This is a genomic window from Actinoplanes couchii (assembly GCF_016862075.1).
In the GTDB taxonomy this organism is placed as follows: domain Bacteria; phylum Actinomycetota; class Actinomycetes; order Mycobacteriales; family Micromonosporaceae; genus Actinoplanes; species Actinoplanes couchii.
This window is the reverse complement of sequence record NZ_BOMG01000044.1, coordinates 180,217-201,593: the sequence shown is the minus strand read 5'-3', so window position 1 is coordinate 201,593 and position 21,377 is coordinate 180,217. Positions and strand designations below refer to the sequence as shown.

Genomic DNA, 21,377 nt, shown 5'->3' with positions numbered 1-21,377 from the left:
CAACCGTTACTTTTGACGGATGGGCGCGGACACCACCGTCATCATCGACCTCGGCCTCGACCGGGGCGAGCCGGAGAGTTATGCCCGGCCGGGGCGGCGCACCACGTCGCCCTGGTTCGGGCCGGCCCTCCTGGCCGTGCTGTTGCTGTTCTCCGTCACCGGCTCGGCGCCGCCGCCCGGCCCGCCGCTCAGCGCCCTGCTGCGGCTGCCGATCGGGCCCGGCGACCCGTTCACGACCAGCGGCGACCGGCTGCTGGTCCAGACCGCCGGTGAGCTGAGCGCCTACGACCTGGAGTCCGGCGCCCGCGAGTGGCGGGTGGACCAGGAGATTCCGGTCTACCGGCTGCGCACCGGCGGCGGGGTGCTCCTGCTGCGCCCCTGGTCACCCGGCCGGTCCGAGCCGGGCACCACCGCCCTCTCGGTCAGCAACGGCGGCCTGCGCTGGCACAACGGGCGCAACGTGATCGCGTTCCCGGGCAGTGGCCTGATGGTCGCCGTCGACGGTGTGCGCAGCGTCTACGGCTCCGGCCGCCGGGTGGAGCGATCGGTCGAGGTGCTCGACCCGCCGACCGGGTTCACCCGCTGGCGGCTGTGGGTGCCGTCGACGGCGGTGCTGCTCGGGATCCCGGCGCACGGCGACTCCCCGGCCCGGATGATGCTCGTCGGCGCCGACCTGACCGCCCAGCTCTACGACGTCGGCACCGGCGCGCTGCTGGCCCAGCGGAAACTGCCGTCGGCCAACTACGACCCGGACAACCCGGTGGTGGCCGGTGGGCTGGTGCTGATCCGGCATCCGGGCCCGTCCGGGGTGGAGATGTCGGCCCTGGACCCGGAGACGCTGCGGCCGCTGTGGACCAAACCGGCCGGCAGCCTCCGGGAGATCCGTGCGTGCGGGCGGCTGGCCTGCGTGATGGGGCTGGACGGGGTACGGATGATCGACCCGGCCACCGGTGACGAGCTCTGGCACCGGCCGGGCTGGCGCCGGGTCGAGGAGACCGGCGGGCATCTGGTGGCGTACGCGGACGGCCCGGACTCCCCGGCCGGAATAGTGCACCCGCGGACCGGCGAGGTCCAGGTCGACCTGACCGGCTGGCGGCCGGTGTCCGGGGTCACCGCCGACGGGAGTCTGCTGGTCGTCCGGGGGATCGCGCCCGGTCCGCGTACCATGATCGCGGTCGCGTCCCCGGGAGCGGCCCGGCCGCGGCTGCTCGCCGAGCTGCCCACCGGGACGGGGGAGTGCCAGACCGTTCCGGATCGGCTGATCTGCCGGTCGATGTACGGCGAGCTGAACGTCTGGGCGTACCGTTCCGGGTCCTGACGCCGACACCGGGAGGCCGTGCCGTGACACTGATCGAGCTGGACCGTGACGCCCCGCTCGATCCGGTCGCCGCGCCCGGCCCGCCTCCGCACCGCTACCGCCCGGCCGGGCTGCTGCTCGCGCTGGCCCTGGTGGTGCTGCTCGGCGGCGCGGCCCCGCCGTCCGGCACGATCTGGCGGCACCTGGGTGTGCTCCCGCCCACCGCCGGTCTGGAGACACCCATCCAGCTCGCCGGCGGCCGGCTGTTCACCGTCGCGCCGGTCGGCGGCCGGCGTGTGCTGACCGCCTGGACGCTGCAACCGGCGCCGGCCCGGCTGTGGAGCGCCGAACTGCCGCACGACCCGGCCGTCGACGCGAGCGTCCCGATCCCGGTCACCGTCCGGCAGCGCGGCGACCTGGTGCTGGCCACCGCGGGGATGACGACGGCGGCGCTGGAGAGCGCCACCGGCCGGCCCCGGTGGATCTTCGGGGCCCGGATCGCCGCGGCCGGCGGCGACCTCGGCGTGATGGTGGAGCGGATCTTCCGGCCCGGCACCGACTACGACCAGGAGTCCGGCGCACCGGGGCGGCTCTACTTCTCGGCCGACGGGCAGCCGCACACCGAGCCGCCGATCCGGACCGAGGTGCGCGGGATCGACCTGGCCACCGGCGCGGTGCTGTGGACCGCCACCCAGGCCGGCTCGGTCACCGCCGACCCGGTCCCCGGTGACCGCCCCGCGGTGCTGATCACCGCCTCGGACCGGCTCACCCTGCACGACGCCCGGACCGGCGCCGCGCTGCGTGAGACCGAGCTGCCGCAGCGCTCCGGTGCCGGGCCGGCCAGCAGCAGCGTGGTCGGTCCGGTGGCGGTGATCGGGTACGAGGAGGCCGGTGTGCAGGCCGGGTACGACACCCGGACCCTCGACCTGCTCTGGACCCGGGACCTGCACACCGAGATGGATCCGCCGTCCTGCGCCGGGCTGCTCTGCGCCGGGAGCCGGGACGCGACGGTGGTGCTGGACCCGCGGACCGGGCAGCCGCTCTGGGGTCTGGACCACCCGGCCGACCTGGAGGTCCGGGCCGGGTGGGTGGTGGACATCGATCCGTCCACCGGCGCCCCGGCACGGTTGCTGGATCCGGCGACCGGCGACCCCCGTACCGAGCTGACCGGCTGGACGGACCTGGTGGAGAGCTTCGCCGCCGACCGGCTGGTGCTGCGCCGCGACGGCCGGGCGTTCGGAGTCGTCCTGGCCGGGGGTCCGTCCGGCGCCGCCGGATCGGCCGGGGATCCGTTCGGTGCCGCGGGCCCGGCCGGGGATCCCGTGGTGCGGCTGCTGGGCGGGGCCGAACTCGACGGGCAGGAGTGCGCGGCCGACGACCGGTACGTGGTCTGCCGGGCCGTGCAGGGACTGCGGATCTGGGCATACCGCGTGTGAGCCCGGCGGCGGGACAATGAGGTCGTGCGCGAAGCCGTGATCGACCTCGGTGAGGTTCCGCCCGACGACCCGGGGGACACCGAGCCGGTGCGGCCACCGGGCTCGCCGCGGCACCGCTGGATCCTGACCCCGCTCACGGTGGCCCTGACCGTCGCGCTCGGCGGTGCCGTCCCGCCCCCGCCCGCACCGCCCGAGCCGCTCACCCTGGCGGTCACGTTGCGTGACTCGGTGCGGGTGTCCGGCGGCCGGGTGCACGTGATCGGGCCGGGGGAGGAGGCCGAGGGCACACCCCGGAGCCGCCGTCTGATGCGTTACCCGGTCCGCTCCTACACCCTGCCCGGCCTGACCCCGGCGAACTCCTGGACCACCGTGGTGGACGGCGACATCAGCTACGTCGGCGACGGGGTCGGCGACATCCTGCTCTACAGCTACCAGGGCAATTTCACCGGTGGGAACGCGGTGGCCGCGGTCCGGCCGGGCTCCGCGACGCCGGTGTGGGAACGGCAGGCGTTCTTCTACGCGGTCTCGCCGGACCGGGGCACCGTGCTCGCCTTCCGGGACACCACCGCCGAACCGGTCCGGCAGGACTGGCTCGGGGTGGACACCCGGACCGGTGCGATCCGCTGGCAGGTGGCGCAACCCGCCGGCGGGCACCTCACGCTGCGTGGCGCCGGGGATCCGGCCGCCTACCCGGCCCGGATCTACACCCTGCGGCCGGACGGGGTGATCGAGGCCCGGGACACCGCGGACGGGCGGCTCGCCGGATCGGTGCGGACCACGATCCCGGTGGACAAGGACACCCAGTTCTGGTCGGCGGGCGGTCTGCTGCTGGCCGGGCACCCGAGCACCGGGACGATCGCGTACGGCGACGACGATCTCGGCGAACGCTGGCGGCGGGGAGCGCCGGGTCTGCCGGAGAACAGCTCCCCGGCCGCGTGCCGTGCGGTGATCTGCCTGATCGAGAGGCCCGGGCAGCTGACCGGGGTCGATCCGGCCACCGGCCGGGAACTGTGGAGCGTGGCGGAGAGCCAGGTGTGGGGGCTCAGCCAGCCGGTCGGCGGCCACCTGTTGATCAGCGACGGCGATCCGGTCGACGCGAAGCTGTCCGTGCTGGACACGGCGACCGGCAGGTCCGTCGCCGTGCCCGGCGGCTGGCGCAGCGGCGGCCCGGGCCCGGAACCGGACACGGCGTGGGTCTACCTGGTCCGGACGCCGGGATACCAGATGCGGTACGGGGTTCTCGACCTGGCCACCGGGCAGGTCCGGGTGCTCGGGGCGGCCGACGAGATCGCCGGGGACTGCACGTTCGAGTCCGGGGCGCTGGTCTGCCGGCGTCTCGACTCGTCGGTGGGGGTGTGGCGACTCTGACGTAGTCTGCGGCTACAGCGGTTCATGGAGGCAGCGGTGCGTGTGCTGGTGGTGGAGGACGAGCGGGACATGGCCGACGCGATCGTGCGTGGGCTGCGCCGCAAGGGCATGGCGGTGGATGTCGCCTACGACGGGTCGATAGGCCACGAGATGGCCTACGTGACCCGGTACGACGTGGTCGTCCTCGACCGCGACCTGCCCGGCATGCACGGCGACGACATCTGCGCGGCCCTGGTCGCGTCCGGCGCCCTGACCCGGGTGCTGATGCTGACCGCCAGCGCCTCGGTGGAGGAGAAGGTCGAGGGCCTGGAGCTGGGCGCCGACGACTACCTGCCGAAACCGTTCGACTTCAAGGAGCTGGTGGCCCGGGTCCAGGCGCTGGGCCGTCGCGCCACCCCGGCCGCGCCACCCGTGCTCACCGTCGGCGACCTGGCGCTGGACCAGTCCCGTCGGGTGGTGACCCGGGGCGGTGTCGCGCTGGAGCTGACCAACAAGGAGTTCGGCGTCCTGGAGGAGCTGCTCAAGGCCAAGGGCGGGGTGGTCTCCACCGAGGAGCTGCTGGACCGGGTGTGGGACGCGAACACCGATCCGTTCACCACGACCGTCCGGGTCACCATCAACACCCTGCGCAAGAAGCTGGGCGACCCACCGCTGGTCGAGACCGTGGTGGGGGCCGGATACCGGATTCCCGACCCGGTCGTGGCCTCGTGACGCTCTACCCGGGGGTCAAACGGCGGATGCGGCCCACCCTGCGGCTGCGGCTCACCCTGCTCAACGGCATCCTGCTGGTCGGCGCCGGAGTGGTGCTGGTGCTGCTGGCCTGGCTGCTGGTCAGCGAGTCGCTGCATCCGGTCGACGAGCTGCGCGCCGGGTCCACCGTGACCCTGGCCGACGGCACCACCAAGGAGGCGCTGGTCTGGCAGGCCGAGATGGTCGCCCAGGCCTCCCGGGAGCTGCTGATCAAAGGGTTCAGCGCGCTGATCGCGGTCGGGATCATCGGGGTGGCGCTGGCCTACCTGATGGCCGGGCGGGCGCTGCGGCCGCTGCACTACGTCACCCAGACCGCGCAGCGGCTCGGTGAACAGACCCTGGACCAGCGGATCCGGTACTCGGGCGGGGACGACGAGGTGGCCGAGCTGGCCCGCACCTTCGACGCCATGCTGGACCGGCTGACCGCCGCCTTCGAGTCGCAGAAACGGTTCGTGGCCAACGCGTCGCACGAGCTGCGTACCCCGCTCGCGGTGATGCGCACCGAGATCGACGTGACGCTCAGCGACGACGAGGCCGACGTCGCCGAGTACCGGCGGATGGCCAAGGTGGTCCGCAACGCCTCCGAACGGGCCAACGGGCTGGTCGACGCGCTGCTGGTGCTGGCCCGGTCCGAGGCGCAGTCCGGGCGGCGGCTGGTCCGCAAGATGCCGGCCGACCTGTCGATGAGCGTCCACAACGCGCTGTCCGCGGTGAAGGCCGAGGCCGAGCGGCTGAAACTGGATGTCACCAAGGACCTGTCCCCGGCCCCGGTGGTCGGCGATCCGAGCCTGCTGGACCGGCTGGCCGGCAACCTGATCGAGAACGCGATCCGCTACAACCACCTGCTGGGCCGGCTGTGGCTGCGCACCGAGTCGGTGGACGGACGGTCCCTGCTGATCGTCGGCAACACCGGTTACGAGGTGGAGCCGGCCGACGTCCCCGGGCTGTTCGAGCCGTTCCAGCGCGGCGGCTGGGAACGGACCGGATCCCGCGGGTCGGGGCTGGGGCTCTCCATCGTGCGGGCGGTCTGCGACGCACACGGCGGCACCGTCTCGGCGGTGGCCCAGGTGGGCGGCGGCCTGGAGGTCACCGTGTCCCTGCCGGCCGCGGACACCACCCCGGTGGTGGCGGCGACCGCCAGCGTCCCGCGGGTCCGGACCTGAGAACGGGCCGGCACACGAGGCGCCGGCCCGTCCCTGTCAGCGCTGGATCAGCTCTTCGTCTCGATCTCGGCGCGCCGGTCCGGGAACTCGTCCTTGATGTCGGCGGCGGTCTTGAAGAAGTACATGATCATGCCGACGCTGCCCTCGTCGGCCCAGCCGCAGATCGCCACGTCGATGCCGGAGATCGCGCTGGTGCCGCACTGAGCGACGCCACCGAGGGTGCCGGTGCCGACGTCGACGATGCCGTTCACCTTCGAGCTCTGGCCGAACGTGGTGAACGAGGCGTCCAGTTCCTTCTGCGGGTCGGCGATCGTCGCCTTGGTGGCCAGGGCGGCGACCATGTTCTTGTCCTCGGGGGAGCCGTAGATGGCGCCGAAGGAGCTCTCCGCCCCCGGGTACTGGGCCAGCTCCTTCTCCATGTCCGCGGTGATCTCCTCGAACTCGGCGCTGTTCAGTTTCGCCAGGCCGCCCAGCGTGGCCGGCTCGGCGATGGAGATCTTGGCGGCGGCGTCCTCGGCGTTCTTGCCGATCAGGTAGAAGACGGTGGTGCCGCCGACACACAGGACCAGCACGATCGCCAGCGAGATCAGCACGATCGGGACGGCCTTGGACTTCTTCGCCGGCGGCTGCGGGAAACCGGGCGGCGGTGGGAAGCCGGGCTGGCCGAACGGCGGCTGCTGCGGCCCGCCGAACTGCGGCGGCTGGGGTGGCGGCGGCCCGCCGAACTGGGGCGGCTGCGGCGGCTGCGGCGGCTGCGGTCCACCGAACTGCGGCGGCTGCGGCTGACCGTACGGCGGGGGCTGCGGGGCGCCGAACTGCGGCGCGGGCGACTGCGGCTGGCCGTACTGCGGCTGCTGCGGCTGGCCGTAAGGCGGCTGGTATGGCTGATTCGGATCACCCTGGTTCGGGTATCCGGGCTGGCCGGGCGGAGGGGGGTAGGTCATCGACGCTCCATTGTTCGGTGGTCCCTATCGACGGCCGGAACGCCGACTGAAAGCTGAACGCTGAATTCGTGCACGATAACGCCGAAGGCCCCCACACCGGCAGTGCGGGGGCCTCGATCCGTCACCTGATCAGGCGCGGAGGTTCGCCACACCGTCGGCGAGGAACCTCTTGCCGGTGATCCGCTCGGCGGTGCCGCTGCGGTCCAGGTACGGCGTGATGCCACCCAGATGGAACGGGTAACCGGCGCCGAGGATCATGCACAGGTCGATGTCCTGGGCCTCGGCGACCACGCCTTCGTCCAGCATGAGGCGGATCTCCTGGGCCAGGCCGTCGAGCGCCTTCTGCCGGACCTCGTCGGCGGTCAGCGGGGAGTCGCCGACCTCCAGCAGCTCGATCACCGCCGGGTTGATCTCCTTGTCGACCATCACCGGAAGCTTGGAGTCGACGATCCGCTTGAGGTTCGGCGAGTCCACGTAACGGTCCGGGAAGGCCGTGTGCAAGGTCTCACCCACGTGGTACGCCACCGCCGGGCCGACCAGCTGCAGCAGCGCGATCGGGCGCATCGGCAGACCCAGCGGGTCCATCGCCACGTCCACCACGCTCAGCGGGGTGCCCGCGTCGATGGCCTGGAAGATCTCGCTGGTGACCCGGGTCAGCAGCCGGTTGACCACGAACGCCGGAGCGTCCTTGACCAGCACCGACGACTTCTTCAGGGTCTTGCCGACCTCGAACGCGGTGGCCAGCGTGGCGTCGTCGGTCTTCTCCCCGCGGATGATCTCCAGCAGCGGCAGGACGGCGACCGGGTTGAAGAAGTGGAAACCGACGAGCCGCTCCGGGTGCTCCAGATCGGCCGCCATCTCGGTGAGCGACAGCGAGCTGGTGTTGGTCGCCAGGATCGCCTCGGGCTTGACGATCTTCTCGAACTCGGCCCAGATCTGCTTCTTCAGCTCCAGGTTCTCGAAGACCGCCTCGATCACGAAGTCGGCGTCGGCGAACACCGACTTGTCCACCGAGCCGCTGACCAGCAGGCGCAGCCGGGCGGCGGTGCCCTCGTCCAGGCGCTTCTTGGCGACCAGCTTGTCGATCTCGGCGTGCACGTAGCCCACGCCCTTGTCGACCCGCTCCTGGTCCAGGTCGGTCAGCACCACCGGCACCTGGAGGCGGCGCACGAACAACAGGGCCAGCTGGGAGGCCATCAGGCCGGCGCCGATCACGCCGACCTTGGTGACCTTGCGGGCCAGCGAGCGGTCCGGAACCCCGACCGGGCGCTTGGCCCGGCGCTGGACCAGGTCGAACGAGTACAGGCTGGCCCGCGACTCGTCGCCCATGATCAGGTCGGCCAGGGCCTCGGTCTCGGCCGCCGTGCCGTCCTCGAACGACGCGGTCTTGGCCAGGGCCAGCAGCTCCAGAGCCTTGTTCGCGGACGGGACGGCGCCGTGCAGCTTCTCGTCCAGCACCGCCTTCGCGAACTCCAGGACGCCGTCCCAGTCCTTGCGCTCGATCTCCGGGCGCTCGACCGTGACGTCACCCTTGACCACACCGGCCGCCCAGGCCAGCGAGTCCTCCAGGAAGTCGGCCGCCTCGAACAGGGCGTCCGCGACACCCCACTCCTTGGCCTGCTTCGGGCGCAGCTGCTTCTGGGTCAGCGGGTTCTGCAGGATGACCGTGGCGGCGTTGATGATGCCGATCAGGTTCGGCAGGATCTGCGAGCCGCCCCAGCCGGGGATCAGGCCGATCGCGACCTCGGGCAGGGCCAGCGCGGCCGCGCCGGTGGAGACGGTCCGGTAGTGGCAGTGCAGCGCCACCTCCAGGCCGCCGCCCATCGCCGCGCCGTTGACGAACGCGAACGTCGGGATCGTGCTGTTCCGCAGCCGGGCGAACACCCGGTGGCCCATCTCACCGAGCGCGAGCGCCTGCTCGCGGGAGCTGATCAGCGGCATCCCGGTGATGTCGGCGCCGACGCAGAAGATGTACGGCTTGCCGGTCAGCGCGATGAACGCCGGATCCGCCTCGGTGGCCGCGGTGATCGCCTCGTCCAGCGAGGTCAGGCCGCCCGGGCCGAAGCTGTTCGGCTTCTTGTGGTCGAAACCGTTGTCCAGCGTGATCAGGGCGGCCGGCTTGTCCAGACCGGGCACCGGCACCAGGCGCAGCAGGGCCTTGGTGACTACCTCGTTCGGGTTCTCGATCACTTGGCCGCGCCTTCCCAGTACGGGTTCTCCCAGATCACGGTGCCGCCCATGCCGATACCGATGCACATGGCGTTGACGCCGTAGCGGACGTCGGGGCGCTCGGCGAACTGCCGGGCGAGCTGGGTCATCAGGCGGATCGCCGAGGACGCCAGCGGGTGACCGATGGCGATCGCGCCACCCCACGGGTTCACCCGGGGGTCGTCATCGGCGATGCCGTAGTGGTCCAGGAAGGCCAGTACCTGCACGGCGAACGCCTCGTTCAGCTCGAACAGGCCGATGTCGTCGATGGTGAGACCGGCCTTCTTCAGCGCCTTCTCGGTCGACGGGATCGGGCCGTAACCCATGATCTCCGGCTCGACACCGACGAACGCGTAGGAGACCAGCCGCATTGCCACCGGCAGGCCCAGCTCACGAGCGGTCTTCTCGTCCGCGATGATCGCCGCGGTGGCGCCGTCGTTCAGGCCCGCCGCGTTACCCGCGGTGACCCGGCCGTGCGGGCGGAACGGCGTCTTCAGCGTGGCCAGTTTCTCCAGCGACGTCTCGCGCGGTGCCTCGTCCACGGTGGCCAGGCCCCAGCCCAGCTCGGCGCTGCGGGTCGCGACCGGCACCAGGTCCGGCTGGATCTTGCCGTTGGCGTACGCCTTGGCCGTCTTGATCTGTGAATTGAGGCCGTAGAGGTCGGCCCGCTCCTTGGTGATGTGCGGCAGCCGGTCGTGCAGGTTCTCCGCGGTCGAGCCCATCACCAGGGCGGTCGGGTCGACCAGCTTCTCGGCCAGGATCCGCGGGTTCGGGTCGACGCCCTCGCCCATCGGGTGCCGGCCCATGTGCTCGACACCACCGGCGATGGCGATGTCGTACGCGCCCATCGCGATGCCGCCGGCGACGTTCGTCACCGCGGTCATGGCGCCCGCGCACATCCGGTCGACGGAGTAACCGGGCGTGGTCTTGGGCAGGCCGGAGAGCAGCGCGGCGGTCCGGCCGACGGTCAGGCCCTGGTCGCCGATCTGGGTGGTGGCCGCGATCGCGACCTCCTCCACCTTCTCCGGCGGGAGGTCCGGGTTCCGCTTGAGCAGCTCTCGGATGCAGCGGATCACCAGGTCGTCGGCGCGGGTCTCGGCATACATGCCGCCCGCTTTGCCGAACGGGGTGCGGACGCCGTCGACGAAGACGACCTCGCGTACTTCACGGGGCACAGCAAGCCTCCTTGCGGGCGTGAACCCAGAATGTGTCGGCAATGCTACTCGCCAGTAACTAGTAGCTGCCACACCCTCCGGGAATCGGCACCACGAAGGAGAAATGAAGCGGGACCACCGCATCCGGCCCGGCGGTCGCGATGCGGCCCGGTGGGGCCGCATCGCTCGCGCTGATGCCACGGTTGGTTCCGTTATTCGTACCGAAAAAGGGTTTTATTCCGGCAGGACCTTGGCCAGATCGTCGGCCAGCAGGACCACCTGCCAGTTCCGGGCGCCGAAGCCCAGCAGCAGGTCACCGACCGTGCGCGGAGTGACCTCGTTCGGCGGCGACCAGGCCAGCCGGCGGATGAAGTCCGGGCTGATCAGGTTCTCCGGCGGGAGATTGTGCTGCTCGGCGGTGCCCACCACGATCTGCCGGCAGCGGGCCAGCCGGGCCGCCGCGACCGGATCACGCTCGGCCCAGCGGTGCGGCGGCGGCGGTCCGTCCACCGGCTGGTTCACCGGCAGCGCGTCGTCCGGCAGGTCACGGGCCTGCTCCAGGGCGTCCAGCCAGATCTTGGCGAGCCGCCGCACCGAACGGCCACCGAAGCCGGAGATGCCCAGCAGGGTCCGCTCGTCCTTCGGATCGGCCTCGGCCGCGGCCACGATCGCCGAATCCGGCAGCACCCGGCCGGGAGCCGAGTCCCGGCGGGCGGCGACACCGTCCCGCGCGTACCAGAGCGCGCGCACCCGGGACTGCGCCCGCGCGCCACGCACCCGGTGGATGCCGGACGTGCGCCGCCACGGGTCCGGGCGCACCCGGGGTGGTCGGTCCGCGCCGGCCACCAGCGCGGCGAACTCCTCGGCCGCCCACGCGGTCTTGCCCTGCCGCTCCAGCTCGTCGGCGAGCAGATCACGCAGATCGGTGAGCAGCTCCACGTCGAGCGCGGCATAGGTCAGCCACGACTCCGGCAGCGGCCGGGTCGACCAGTCCGCCGCCGAGTGGTGTTTCTCCAGCGAGTAGCCGAGCAACTGCTCGGTCAGGGCGGCCAGCCCGACCCGCTCGAAACCGGCCAGCCGGGCCGCCAGCTCGGTGTCGAACAGGCGGCGCGGTTTCATGCCCAGCTCGGCCAGGCACGGCAGGTCCTGGCTGGCGGCGTGCAGCACCCACTCGGTGTCGGCGAGTGCCGCGTCCAGGGTGCGCAGATCGTCCAGCGGCATCGGGTCGATCAGCACCGTTCCGGCGCCGGCCCGGCGCAGCTGCACCAGGTAGGCGCGCTGGGTGTATCGATAGCCCGAGGCACGCTCGGCGTCCACGGCGACCGGGCCGGAGCCCGAGGCCATCCGGGCGACGATCTCGGCCAGCTCGGCCGAGGTCTCCACCGGTCGCGGCGTGCCGTCGCGAGGCGCGGTCAGGGGTGTCGAGGGACGGGGCTCTTCCTCGGGACCGCCAGATGTCGGGTCGGGCGGCACGAGGTGCGGTCCGTCTCCTGCCGTGTCCGGCGAGTCCCGACGGCGCAGGGGTGCTTCGTCGGTCACACCGTAACCGTACGGGGGTGGCACCCTTGCCGTGCGCAGCCGGGGTCCCGGCGCGTCGATTCTCGATCTTTCGGGGAGTTCATCCGTTCCGCCGTTTCATCCGTACCAATACCCGCAGCGCCGAATCGACCGGGAGGCCGCGCCGGATGAGCAACTCGTTCGAACCCTTCACGCCCGCCAACGGAGCCGGTGGAGGACGGCGATCCCAGGAGTGGTCCTGGCAGGAGTCGGACCGTTCCTGGAACGACACCCAGGCGCAGGATCCGTGGGCCCAGCAGCCCCCGGTTCAGCAGCAGCAGCCGGTCTACGAACAGCCCCAGGCCTGGTCGACCGGGTACCAGCAGCAGTATCAGCAGCCTTACCAGGAGCCGTATCAGCAGCCCTATCAGCAGCAGTCCTACACGCCGCCGCCGATGGAGGCCGCGCCGCCGCGGGCCGAGAGCCGGTCCAAGGGCGGCAAGCTCAAGGTGGCCGGCGTCGGCCTGGTCGCGGTCCTGGTGGCCGTCTCCGGCTGGCAGTTGCTGCGGATGGAGCGGGTGCTGGAGGCCAGTGAGGATCTGACCGAGGCGGTCGGCACCTCCCAGCAGCGCACCGAGGAGCTGGAGAAGAAGCTCACCTCGGTCTTCGACTCGGAGAGTGTCGCCGAGGGTGTGCTGCCCAGCGTCTTCCGGGTCCGGGCCGGCGAGTTCACCGGCACCGCCTTCTCGGTCGGCCAGTCCGACGGGCGCACCAGCCTCTTCACCAACTACCACGTGGTGGAGGAGACCTTCGAGGGCGGCGAGCGGCAGGTCGCTCTGGAACGCGGCAACACCCGGATCAACGCCACCATCGTCAAGGTGGACCCGGAGAAGGACCTGGCGCTGCTGCGGGCCAACCGGGAGATCGCCCCGCTCGAGGTGGCGTCCGGTGACGTGAAGCCGGGCCAGCAGGTGATGGCCGTCGGTGCGCCGCTCGGTCTGGAGGACTCGGTCAGCACCGGCGTGATCAGCGCCTTCCGCGACACCGAGGACGGCCCGACGATCCAGTTCGACGCGCCGATCAACCCGGGCAACTCCGGCGGCCCGGTGGTCAACGCGGAGAAGCAGGTCGTCGGCATCGCCACGGCCAAGGCACGGGACGCCGAGGGCATCGGCCTGGCGATCCCGATCGAGGTCGCCTGCGAGACCCTCGGGGCCTGCGGGAACGGCTAGCTCTTCGTACGCCTCTTACGCCCGGGCGTGGCGGTCGGTGATCGACGCCACGCCGGGCGGGGGCAGCCCCGCCGTCGACGACAGCATCACGCACCAGCCGCGCAGATGCGCGCCGAAGTCGCCGGAGGTCGGCGTCCAGGACGCGCGCACCTCCAGATCGGCCGTCGGCGCCGGGCCGGACAGCTCGCCGAACCGGGTGGACGCGGTCTGGGTGACCGTGCCGCCGATCGCCGTGTAGGCCGCCGCGTGCTGATCCAGCCCGTCGGTCAGCCAGGTCCAGGCCACCTCCGGCAGCAACGGGTCGGAGGCCAGATCCTCCTCCAACTCCGCCGTGACCAGCGTGACCAGCCGTAGGTCGCCGCGCCAGGCGTCGTGCCCGGCCGGATCGTGCAACAGGATGAGCCGGCCGCTCGCCACCTCGTCACCGGCACGGAGCACGGTGGCGCTGAGAGCGAACGAGAAAGGCGCGAGCCGCTGGGGCGCGGCGATCTCCTCGAGAAGGATCTCCGGCCGCGGCGACTCCGCGCGCAACCCGGCAACGGCGCGGGTGAACGCCTCGGGGGCAGCGGAGGGGGACGCCATGAGGGCAGCCTATGCCGATCAAGCGCGGGTACGGTGCTCGCCGCGCCGCCGGGCCGGATCTCCTCGCGTGACAGGATGGCCGGGTGACGGTTCTCGAGGATTCCCCCTTCGTCCGGGCGTGCCGTGGTCGATCGGTGCCGCACACGCCGGTGTGGTTCATGCGGCAGGCCGGGCGCTCGCTCCCGGAGTACCGCAAGATCCGTGAGGGCGTCGGCATGCTGGAGTCGTGCCGCCGGCCGGATCTGGTCACCGAGATCACCCTGCAGCCGGTGCGCCGGCACGGCGTGGACGCGGCGATCCTCTTCAGCGACATCGTGGTGCCGATCGCGGCGGCCGGCGTCGACCTGGACATCGTGGCCGGCACCGGCCCGGTGGTGGCCGAGCCCATCCGCGCCGAGGCCGATCTGGAGCGCCTGCGCCCGCTGGCCGCCGGTGACGTCGACTTCGTCAGCGAATCGGTGAAACTGCTGGTCGCCGAGCTGGGTTCGACGCCGCTGATCGGTTTCGCCGGGGCGCCCTTCACGCTCGCCAGCTACCTGATCGAGGGCGGTCCGTCGCGGACCTACCTGAAGACCAAGGCGATGATGTACGGCGCCCCCGAGCTGTGGAACGCGCTGCTCGGCCGCCTCGCCGAGATCACCTCGACGTTCCTGCGGGTGCAGGTCGACGCCGGGGTGAGCGCCGTGCAGCTCTTCGACTCGTGGGCCGGCGCGCTGTCCGAGGCCGACTACCGGCGCTATGTGATGCCGCACTCGGCGGCCGTGCTGCGCAGCCTGCTCGATGCCGGTGTGCCCCGGATCCACTTCGGGGTCAACACCACGGTGTTGCTGGAGGCGATGGGCGAGGCCGGTGCGGACGTGGTCGGCGTCGACTGGCGGACCCCGCTGGACGACGCGACCCGCCGGATCGGCCCGGACCGCGCGGTGCAGGGCAACCTGGACCCGGCGATGCTCTTCGCCGGCTGGGAGACCGTCGAGCGCGAGACCCGCCGGGTGCTGGCGCAGGGCAAGGCGGCCCCCGGGCACGTCTTCAACCTGGGCCACGGCGTGATGCCGGAGACCGACCCGGAGATCCTGACCCGTCTGGTGGCCCTGGTGCACGAGGTTTCCGGGACCTAAGACCCTGTCGTCCGGGAGTTGCCCCAGGGGAGGGTGAGAGGCGTGCGGAAACGGATCGCGATCATCGGCGGTGGCATCGCGGGCCTCGCGGCGGCGGTCCGCCTGCGAGACCTCGACCCACTGACAGACATCGTCGTGTACGAGCGGAGCGGCTCGCTGGGCGGCAAGCTGCACACCGGTGACCTGGATGGACTCACCGTCGAGCGGGGCGCCGAGTCGTTCCTGAACAGCGCGGCCGACGGCGGGGAGTCCGCGGCGGTCGCCCTGGCCCGCCGGCTCGGCCTCGATCTGGTGCACCCGGCCGCCCGCCCGGCGGCGCTGGCCATCCAGGGGCGGCTCGCTCCGATCCCCGGCGGCACCCTGGTCGGGGTGCCCGGTGACCTGTCGCTGCTCGACGGGGTGGCCCTCCCGAAAGCGCACGCCGACCGGGACACCGGCCGTCCGCTGCTGGCGCCCGGTCAGGACATCGCGGTCGGAAAGCTGGTGCGGGACCGGTACGGCGACGAGGTGGTGGACCGGCTGGTCGACCCGATGCTCGGCGGGGTCTACGCGGGCCGGGCCGATCAGCTGTCGTTGCGGGTGACCATGCCGCAGCTGGCGGCCACCGCGGAGACCGAGCGGACCCTGTCCGGCGCGGTCCGGGCGGCGCAGGCGCGCAGCAAGCGGGTGCCGGGGCGACCGGTGTTCGCGGCCGTCGACGGGGGGATGACCCGGCTGATCGCCGCCGCTGCCGCCGAGTCGGGGGCCCGGGTGGTGCTGGACGCCACGGTGCGGGAGTTGGGGCGTACCGCAACCGGGCGTTGGAAGTTGATCTTTGGTCCGGTGCCGTCGCCGCAGGTCGACGAGGTGGACGCGGTGATCGTGGCGGTGCCCGCCGCTCCGGCCGCGCGTCTGCTGGGCCGGTCGTTCGCGCTCGATTATGCGAGCGTCGCACTGGCGGGCATGGCTTTTGTCGCCGAGCTACCGGACATGTCTGGATTTCTGGTGCCGCCGGGTGAGGGCACCCTGGTCAAGGCCGCCACGTTCTTCACCACCAAATGGCCGCACCTGGCTGCCGAGGGCGGCCCCGCGATCGTGCGGGTTTCGCTCGGCCGCGCCGGCGAGGAGGATCGGCTGCAGCTCGCCGACGCGTCGCTGCTCGCCGTCGCCCGCCGGGAGCTGAGCGACCTGATCGGGGTCGAGCTGCCCGAGCCGGTGGACTCGTGGGTGCAGCGCTGGGGCGGTGGACTTCCGCAGTACGCGCCGGGTCACGCCGACCGGGTCTCCGAGCTGCGGGCCGGGTTGCCGCCCGGGCTGGCGCTGGCCGGAGCCGCCTTCGACGGCGTCGGCATCCCGGTGTGCGTGGCCAGTGGAGAGCGTGCGGCGGACGATGTGAGCAAGTTCCTGAAGGAGACACGATGACCGAGCAGACCAACGCCTCCCGCATCAAAGAGCTGAACGCGACGATCCGCTACACGATGTGGTCGGTGTTCAAGGCGACGACGCCGCTGCCGGCTCTGCGGGACGAGCTGGCCACCGAGGTGGACGGGCTGTTCGAGCAGCTCGAGGCCAAGGACGTGACGATTCGCGGCACCTACGACGTGTCCGGTCTGCGGGCCGACGCCGACATCATGGTGTGGTGGCACGCCAGCTCGTCGGACGCGCTGCAGGACGCCTACGGGCTGTTCCGGCGTACGGCGCTGGGCCGCCACCTGGAGCCGGTCTGGTCGCAGATGGCGCTGCACCGCCCGGCCGAGTTCAACCGCAGCCACCTGCCCGCCTTCCTCGCCGGTGAGGAGGCCCGCCACTACATCTGCGTGTACCCGTTCATCCGCTCCTACGACTGGTACGTGCTGCCGGACGAGGAGCGCCGGGCGATGCTGGCCGAGCACGGCAAGATGGCCCGGCCGTACCCGGACGTCCGCGCCAACACGGTCGCGTCGTTCGCCCTCGGCGACTACGAGTGGATGCTGGCCTTCGAGGCCGACGAGCTGCACCGGATCGTCGACCTGATGCGTGACCTGCGGGCCTCGAAGGCGCGGCTGCACGTCCGCGAGGAGATCCCGTTCTACACCGGCCGGCGGCGGTCGGTCAGCGAGCTGGTGTCGCACCTGCCCTGATCATCGGGACGTGGGGGATGCCGTCCTCCACGTATTCCGCGCCATTGACGACATATCCGAATTTGCCGTAAAAACCGGATAAATGGGCTTGAGCGTCGAGGATGCTGGGGCGATTGCCGATCACGGTGATCGCCTCGGTCAGTAGACGCGCGCCCAGTCCCGCTCCTCTCGCCTCTGCCGCGGTCACCACTCGGCCGATCCGCTCCACGCCTTCCGCGTCGCTCAGAATTCGGAGATAGGCCCGGATTTTTCCGTCTCTTTCGAACCACAGGTGCCGGGTTCCGGGCTCGGAGTCCCGTCCGTCCGGGTCGAGGTAGGCACATTCCTGCTCGACCACGAAGACCTCGCTGCGCAACTTGAGAATTTCGTAGAGGGTGGTGGTGTCGAGGTCGCGGAACGACGCCACCCGCAGCTCATCGTGAGGTTCGGGATGCATCGGCACAACATACGTGGCGGTCCCGCGTTGTACCGGTGGAGGCTGGAGGACGTCATGATCAAACGCAGTAAGTTGTTCGGGAGCAAGACCAGGGTGACCTTCTGCCTGCCCGCTGACGAGCCGGCCGGCACCGTCAGCGTGGTCGGCGACTTCAACGACTGGGAACCCGGTCGGCACGAGTTGCAGGTGCGCCGCAACGGCACCCGGACGGTCAGCGTGCCGCTCGATCCGGGGCACTACAAGTTCCGCTACCTGGCCACCGACGGCGTCTGGCTGGACGACGAGGAAGGTAGTGAACTTCATCTATAAGCGTTTCGGCCGGGGTCGCGGGGAGATTCCCTTGAGTCATGGCTGACGTCAAACTCGCGATCATCTATTACTCGTCGACGGGCACCGTCCACTCGATGGCCACGCGCCTCAAGGAGGCGGGGGAGAAGGCCGGGGCGGAGGTACGCCTGCGCCAGGTCGCCGAACTGGCCCCAGCCGAGGCGATCGCCTCGAACGCCGCCTGGAGCCAGCACTTCGACCAGACCAAGAACGAGCCGAAGGCGACCGCCGACGACGTGGTGTGGGCCGACGCGGTGCTCTTCGGCACACCCACCCGGTACGGCAACGTGGCCAGCCAGCTCAAGCAGTTCATCGACACGCTCGGGCCGCAGTGGGGGCAGGGGCTGCTGGCGAACAAGGCGTACGCCGGGTTCACCTCGACGATGACCGAGCACGGCGGGCAGGAGTCGACGCTGCTGGCGCTCTACAACACGATCTACCACTTCGGCGGGATCGTGGTGGCCCCCGGTTACACCGACCCGCTGAAGTTCGCCGACGGCAACCCGTACGGCGTCTCGCACGTCACCGGCGGCAACAACGACGCACCCCTGGGTGACGCTCAATACGCGGCACTCGATCACCTGGCGAGCCGCATCGTGACCATCGGCGGGAAGCTTCGCTAGTTTTTACGGCATGGCTGTCGACACCCAATACGAAGATCTTCTGCGGCGCGTCCTGGAGACCGGGACACCCAAGAGCGACCGCACCGGGACGGGGACGCTCAGCCTCTTCGGTGAGCGTCTCCGTTACGACCTGTCCCAGGGGTTCCCGCTGGTCACCACCAAGCGGGTGCACTTCAAGTCGCTCGCGGTGGAGCTGCTCTGGTTCCTGCGCGGCGACACCAACGTGCGCTGGCTGCAGGAGCAGGGTGTCTCCATCTGGGACGAGTGGGCGTCCCCGGACGGCGAGCTCGGTCCGGTCTACGGCAAGCAGTGGCGTTCGTGGCCGTCGTCACGGGGTGACGTCGATCAGCTGACCGAGGTCCTGTCGACGATCCGGAGCAACCCCGATTCGCGGCGCATGATCGTCTCGGCGTGGAACGTCTCGGACATCCCGGAGATGGCTCTGGCGCCGTGTCACGCGCTGTTCCAGTTCTACGTGGCCGACGGGAAGCTCTCCTGCCAGCTCTACCAGCGCAGCGCCGACCTGTTCCTGGGTGTGCCGTTCAACATCGCCAGCTACGCATTGTTGACGCAGATGGTCGCGCAGCACGCCGGTCTGCTGCCCGGGGACTTCATCTGGGTCGGCGGTGACGTGCACATCTACGACAACCACCAGGAGCAGGTGCGCGAACAGCTGACCCGGGAGCCGTACCCGTTCCCCACCGTGGAGATCGCCCAGCGGGACGGCCTCTTCGAGCACGAGTACGAGGACTTCACCGTGGTCGACTACCGGCACCACCCGCTGATCAAGGCGTCCGTCGCGGTATGACGATCCACATGATCTGGGCCGAGGCCCGCAACCGGGTGATCGGCGCCGGGGACACCATCCCGTGGCGGGTGCCGGGGGAACAGAAGATCTTCAAGGAGCGGACCGCCGGGTCGACCGTGGTGATGGGCCGGGCCACCTGGGACTCGCTGCCGCTCAAGCCGCTGCCGGGGCGGCAGAACGTGGTGCTCACCCGTTCTCGCCAGTGGTCTTCGCCCGGCGCTCTCGTCATCCATGGCGGTGACGGAGTGCCGGCGACGGACTTCTGGGTGATGGGCGGCGGAACCGTTTACGAGATGTTCCTGCCGGTCGCCGAGCACATCGTGCGGACCAGGATCGATCTGGACGCCGAGGGGGACGTCTTCGCGCCGGAACTCGGTGACGACTGGGCCGTCACCGAGTCCAGCGGTGTGATCGTCGCGCCGAACGGGGTCTCCTACGTCGTGGAGGACCTCAGGCGGACGGGTCCAGCCTGACCGACAGGCTGTTCACGCAGTGGCGCGTGTTCTTCGGGGTGAAGCCCTCGCCCCGGAACACGTGCCCCAGGTGCGAGTCGCAGTTGGCACATCGGATCTCGACCCGCACCATCCCGTGCGTGCGGTCCTCGATCTCGATGACCGCGCCGGGGATGGCGTCGTCGTAGGACGGCCAGCCGCAGTGGCTGTCGAACTTGCTGCCGCTCTCGTAGAGCGCCGCGCCACAGGCACGGCAGTTGTAGATCCCCTCGGTCTTGGTGTCCACGTACTCACCGCTCCAGGGCGGCTCGGTGCCGGCTTCGCGGAGCACCCGGAACTCGGACGGCGTGAGGCGGACACGCCACTCGTCGTCGGTGATGGGGAGATCGGTCGTCATGCCGTCAACGGTACGTCGCACCTCCGGTCCGGCGGCAGTGATGTCCGCCCCGCGTTGAGCGGTCATGGAAGGTGAATCTCCGGCGATGTTCCGGCCGACCTGGCGGCAGGGTCTCGGTCGTGGTCTCTACTTCGGTGCGCTCGGTGTGGTGGTCGGCGTCGGCACCGGGTCGATCCTGGTCCTGCTCTGGTCGCCACCCGTACTGGCCTGGCTGGTTCTGGTGCTGGGCCCGCTGACGACCGGGGTCGCGAGTGGGCTGGTGGCCGGCCGGCGGACCGGGGTCGAGGTGGGCGTGCGGGGGATCCGGACCTCGTCGGTGTTCGAGGCGGGCGAGGCGCCGTGGAGCCGGGTGGTCGATCTGCGGGCCGAGCGGCGGGGGAGCCGTACGGTGGTCGCGGTCTATCTGGATTCGGGGGCCAGCGTGACGCTGCACGCGCCGTACAGCGGGGGTCTGTTCGCCGCCGACCCCCGGTTCGAGCTGAAGGTATTCGCGCTGTCCAATCTGTGGCGCAGTCACCGATTCGGTGGTCTTCCCGGCTGAGGTCTCGTGCGGGGTTGTTTCCGGGTAAAACGGTCAATTAACGTTAAGCCCCCGTGCGATCATGAACCGTACCTTCAGCAACAGAACGGACTCCTCATGAGCTTCTCGCGTAGGCTGGCCGCTGGAATCACCACGGTCGGAGCCTCTGTCCTCATCGTTCTGGCTCCCGGCGGCGCCTCGGTGGCCCAGGCCGGCGACGTGACCGCGGTGACGGCGACCGACGCGACCGCCGTGGTCGCCTCCGATCTCGCCGCCGGTGAGCAGGCCGCCACGAGCGCTGGTGAGCAGGCCGCTGTTGAGCAGGTCGCCGTCGAGCCGGCCGCCGCTGCGCCGATCGCCGTCGACCAGGCCGCCGCTGAGCCGGTCGCGGCCCCCGTCCAGCAGGTCACCGTGGTGAAGAAGCGGGTTCTCACGCCGCCCACGGGCACCACGGAACCGCAGCGGGGCAACGCCGGTTACGGCGGCGCCGTCCCGGAGCTCCCGGCCGGCGACGTCAGCCCGGCCGGCGGGACCGCGCCCACGACGGCTCCGGCCACGCCGGCTCCGGCCGTCACCGCGACCCGGGGCGGACCGGGCTACACGACACCGCCCACCACGCCGCCGACGACTCCGCCGACGACGCCGCCCACCACGCCGCCGACCACTCCGCCCGCGACCACCCCGCCGGCCTCGCCGAGCGTCACCCCGGGCACGCCGGCCGCGGTCGCCGAGTCGACGCCGCCCACCGGGGTCCAGGACGAGACCGTCGGGGCCACGCCGAGCAAGTCGCCGTTCGCGGCCGGGCTCAAGGACGCCAGGAATCTGCCGGTGACCGGAGCGCCGGTGAACGGCACCCTGGCGCTGGGTGGCCTGCTGCTGATGGGTGGCGTGATGGCCGTCTGGTTCACCCGCCGCCGACGCACTGTCTGAATTATCGCGATAAATCAGTAGAGGGTCGTCCGGTTT

At 71.2% G+C, this 21,377-nt stretch carries 22 protein-coding genes; 15 read left to right on the top strand and 7 right to left on the bottom strand.

The genetic code is table 11. From position 1 onward, the window contains the following. Nucleotides 1-19: 19 nt before the first annotated feature. The 5 genes from Aco03nite_RS17350 to Aco03nite_RS17330 are packed head-to-tail and all read left to right on the top strand — an operon-like array spanning nt 20 to nt 6,014. Entirely contained in the window at nt 20-1,318 is a 1,299-nt protein-coding gene (locus Aco03nite_RS17350; RefSeq protein ID WP_203796385.1) for an outer membrane protein assembly factor BamB family protein, read from the top strand. Between the two features lie 23 nt (nt 1,319-1,341). After that, complete coding sequence (locus tag Aco03nite_RS17345; protein WP_203796384.1) at nt 1,342-2,733, top strand: outer membrane protein assembly factor BamB family protein; 1,392 nt, start codon at nt 1,342-1,344, stop codon at nt 2,731-2,733. 24 nt (nt 2,734-2,757) lie between these two features. After that, nucleotides 2,758-4,101: an outer membrane protein assembly factor BamB family protein gene (locus tag Aco03nite_RS17340; protein WP_203796383.1), complete on the top strand. Its 1,344-nt coding sequence runs from the start codon at nt 2,758-2,760 to the stop codon at nt 4,099-4,101. A gap of 36 nt (nt 4,102-4,137) precedes the next feature. Next, nucleotides 4,138-4,812 carry a response regulator transcription factor gene (locus Aco03nite_RS17335; RefSeq protein WP_203796382.1) on the top strand — a complete coding sequence of 225 codons (675 nt, stop codon included), beginning with the start codon at nt 4,138-4,140 and terminating at the stop codon, nt 4,810-4,812. A 26-nt stretch (nt 4,813-4,838) separates the two neighbouring features. Then, nucleotides 4,839-6,014, top strand: coding sequence for a sensor histidine kinase (locus tag Aco03nite_RS17330; protein ID WP_203796471.1), 1,176 nt, complete (start codon nt 4,839-4,841; stop codon nt 6,012-6,014). Nucleotides 6,015-6,061: 47 nt separating this feature from the next. Here the strand turns inward: Aco03nite_RS17330 and Aco03nite_RS17325 are convergent, their stop codons facing one another. The 4 genes from Aco03nite_RS17325 to Aco03nite_RS17310 all read right to left on the bottom strand — a co-directional run bounded on the left by Aco03nite_RS17325 (nt 6,062) and on the right by Aco03nite_RS17310 (nt 11,859). After that, nucleotides 6,062-6,958 carry a hypothetical protein gene (locus tag Aco03nite_RS17325; RefSeq protein WP_203796381.1) on the bottom strand — a complete coding sequence of 299 codons (897 nt, stop codon included), beginning with the start codon at nt 6,956-6,958 and terminating at the stop codon, nt 6,062-6,064. Between the two features lie 129 nt (nt 6,959-7,087). After that, entirely contained in the window at nt 7,088-9,148 is a 2,061-nt protein-coding gene (locus Aco03nite_RS17320; protein ID WP_203796380.1) for a 3-hydroxyacyl-CoA dehydrogenase NAD-binding domain-containing protein, read from the bottom strand. Then, nucleotides 9,145-10,341 carry a thiolase family protein gene (locus Aco03nite_RS17315; RefSeq protein ID WP_203796379.1) on the bottom strand — a complete coding sequence of 399 codons (1,197 nt, stop codon included), beginning with the start codon at nt 10,339-10,341 and terminating at the stop codon, nt 9,145-9,147. The genes Aco03nite_RS17320 and Aco03nite_RS17315 overlap by 4 nt, the downstream gene beginning before the upstream one ends. A 213-nt stretch (nt 10,342-10,554) precedes the next feature. After that, nucleotides 10,555-11,859, bottom strand: coding sequence for a ribonuclease D (locus Aco03nite_RS17310; protein ID WP_203796378.1), 1,305 nt, complete (start codon nt 11,857-11,859; stop codon nt 10,555-10,557). A 146-nt stretch (nt 11,860-12,005) separates the two neighbouring features. Here Aco03nite_RS17310 and Aco03nite_RS17305 point away from each other — a divergent pair, with 146 nt between their 5' ends. Continuing rightward, nucleotides 12,006-13,049 (top strand): S1C family serine protease, encoded by a 1,044-nt coding sequence (locus Aco03nite_RS17305; RefSeq protein ID WP_203796377.1) that lies wholly within the window; start codon nt 12,006-12,008, stop codon nt 13,047-13,049. Between the two features lie 15 nt (nt 13,050-13,064). On the opposite strand, the gene Aco03nite_RS17300 is transcribed toward Aco03nite_RS17305, so the two are convergent. Beyond that, nucleotides 13,065-13,631, bottom strand: a complete 567-nt coding sequence (locus Aco03nite_RS17300; RefSeq protein ID WP_203796376.1) for a DUF3000 domain-containing protein — start codon at nt 13,629-13,631, stop codon at nt 13,065-13,067. Between the two features lie 83 nt (nt 13,632-13,714). Here Aco03nite_RS17300 and hemE point away from each other — a divergent pair, with 83 nt between their 5' ends. From hemE to hemQ, 3 genes are read left to right on the top strand one after another with little or no spacing between them, the layout of a single operon-like run. After that, on the top strand, nt 13,715-14,749 hold the full coding sequence (gene hemE, locus Aco03nite_RS17295; RefSeq protein WP_203796375.1) for a uroporphyrinogen decarboxylase: 1,035 nt from the start codon (nt 13,715-13,717) through the stop codon (nt 14,747-14,749). 42 nt (nt 14,750-14,791) lie between these two features. Continuing rightward, entirely contained in the window at nt 14,792-16,150 is a 1,359-nt protein-coding gene (gene hemG, locus Aco03nite_RS17290; protein WP_239145224.1) for a protoporphyrinogen oxidase, read from the top strand. Further along, on the top strand, nt 16,147-16,848 hold the full coding sequence (gene hemQ, locus Aco03nite_RS17285; protein ID WP_203796373.1) for a hydrogen peroxide-dependent heme synthase: 702 nt from the start codon (nt 16,147-16,149) through the stop codon (nt 16,846-16,848). The genes hemG and hemQ overlap by 4 nt, the downstream gene beginning before the upstream one ends. On the opposite strand, the gene Aco03nite_RS17280 is transcribed toward hemQ, so the two are convergent. Beyond that, nucleotides 16,820-17,284 carry a GNAT family N-acetyltransferase gene (locus Aco03nite_RS17280; protein ID WP_203796372.1) on the bottom strand — a complete coding sequence of 155 codons (465 nt, stop codon included), beginning with the start codon at nt 17,282-17,284 and terminating at the stop codon, nt 16,820-16,822. The two genes, hemQ and Aco03nite_RS17280, sit on opposite strands and share 29 nt — an antisense overlap. Nucleotides 17,285-17,338: 54 nt before the next feature. Here Aco03nite_RS17280 and Aco03nite_RS17275 point away from each other — a divergent pair, with 54 nt between their 5' ends. From Aco03nite_RS17275 to Aco03nite_RS17260, 4 genes are read left to right on the top strand one after another with little or no spacing between them, the layout of a single operon-like run. Next, a complete protein-coding gene (locus Aco03nite_RS17275) occupies nt 17,339-17,593 on the top strand; it encodes an isoamylase early set domain-containing protein (protein WP_203796371.1) in 255 nt (84 codons plus the stop codon). Between the two features lie 38 nt (nt 17,594-17,631). Next, nucleotides 17,632-18,234: an NAD(P)H:quinone oxidoreductase gene (gene wrbA, locus Aco03nite_RS17270; protein WP_203796370.1), complete on the top strand. Its 603-nt coding sequence runs from the start codon at nt 17,632-17,634 to the stop codon at nt 18,232-18,234. Nucleotides 18,235-18,244: 10 nt separating this feature from the next. Further along, nucleotides 18,245-19,042 (top strand): thymidylate synthase, encoded by a 798-nt coding sequence (locus Aco03nite_RS17265; RefSeq protein ID WP_203796369.1) that lies wholly within the window; start codon nt 18,245-18,247, stop codon nt 19,040-19,042. Next, nucleotides 19,039-19,515, top strand: a complete 477-nt coding sequence (locus tag Aco03nite_RS17260) for a dihydrofolate reductase (RefSeq protein WP_203796368.1) — start codon at nt 19,039-19,041, stop codon at nt 19,513-19,515. Before Aco03nite_RS17265 ends, Aco03nite_RS17260 begins: the two co-directional genes overlap by 4 nt. Here Aco03nite_RS17260 and msrB read toward each other — a convergent pair. Next, nucleotides 19,493-19,891 (bottom strand): peptide-methionine (R)-S-oxide reductase MsrB, encoded by a 399-nt coding sequence (msrB, locus tag Aco03nite_RS17255; RefSeq protein WP_203796367.1) that lies wholly within the window; start codon nt 19,889-19,891, stop codon nt 19,493-19,495. The genes Aco03nite_RS17260 and msrB overlap by 23 nt on opposite strands. 85 nt (nt 19,892-19,976) lie before the next feature. Here msrB and Aco03nite_RS17250 point away from each other — a divergent pair, with 85 nt between their 5' ends. Further along, a complete protein-coding gene (locus Aco03nite_RS17250; RefSeq protein ID WP_239145223.1) occupies nt 19,977-20,432 on the top strand; it encodes a hypothetical protein in 456 nt (151 codons plus the stop codon). Nucleotides 20,433-20,528: 96 nt separating this feature from the next. Further along, nucleotides 20,529-21,341 (top strand): LPXTG cell wall anchor domain-containing protein, encoded by an 813-nt coding sequence (locus Aco03nite_RS17245; RefSeq protein ID WP_203796365.1) that lies wholly within the window; start codon nt 20,529-20,531, stop codon nt 21,339-21,341. Nucleotides 21,342-21,377 lie beyond the last annotated feature (36 nt).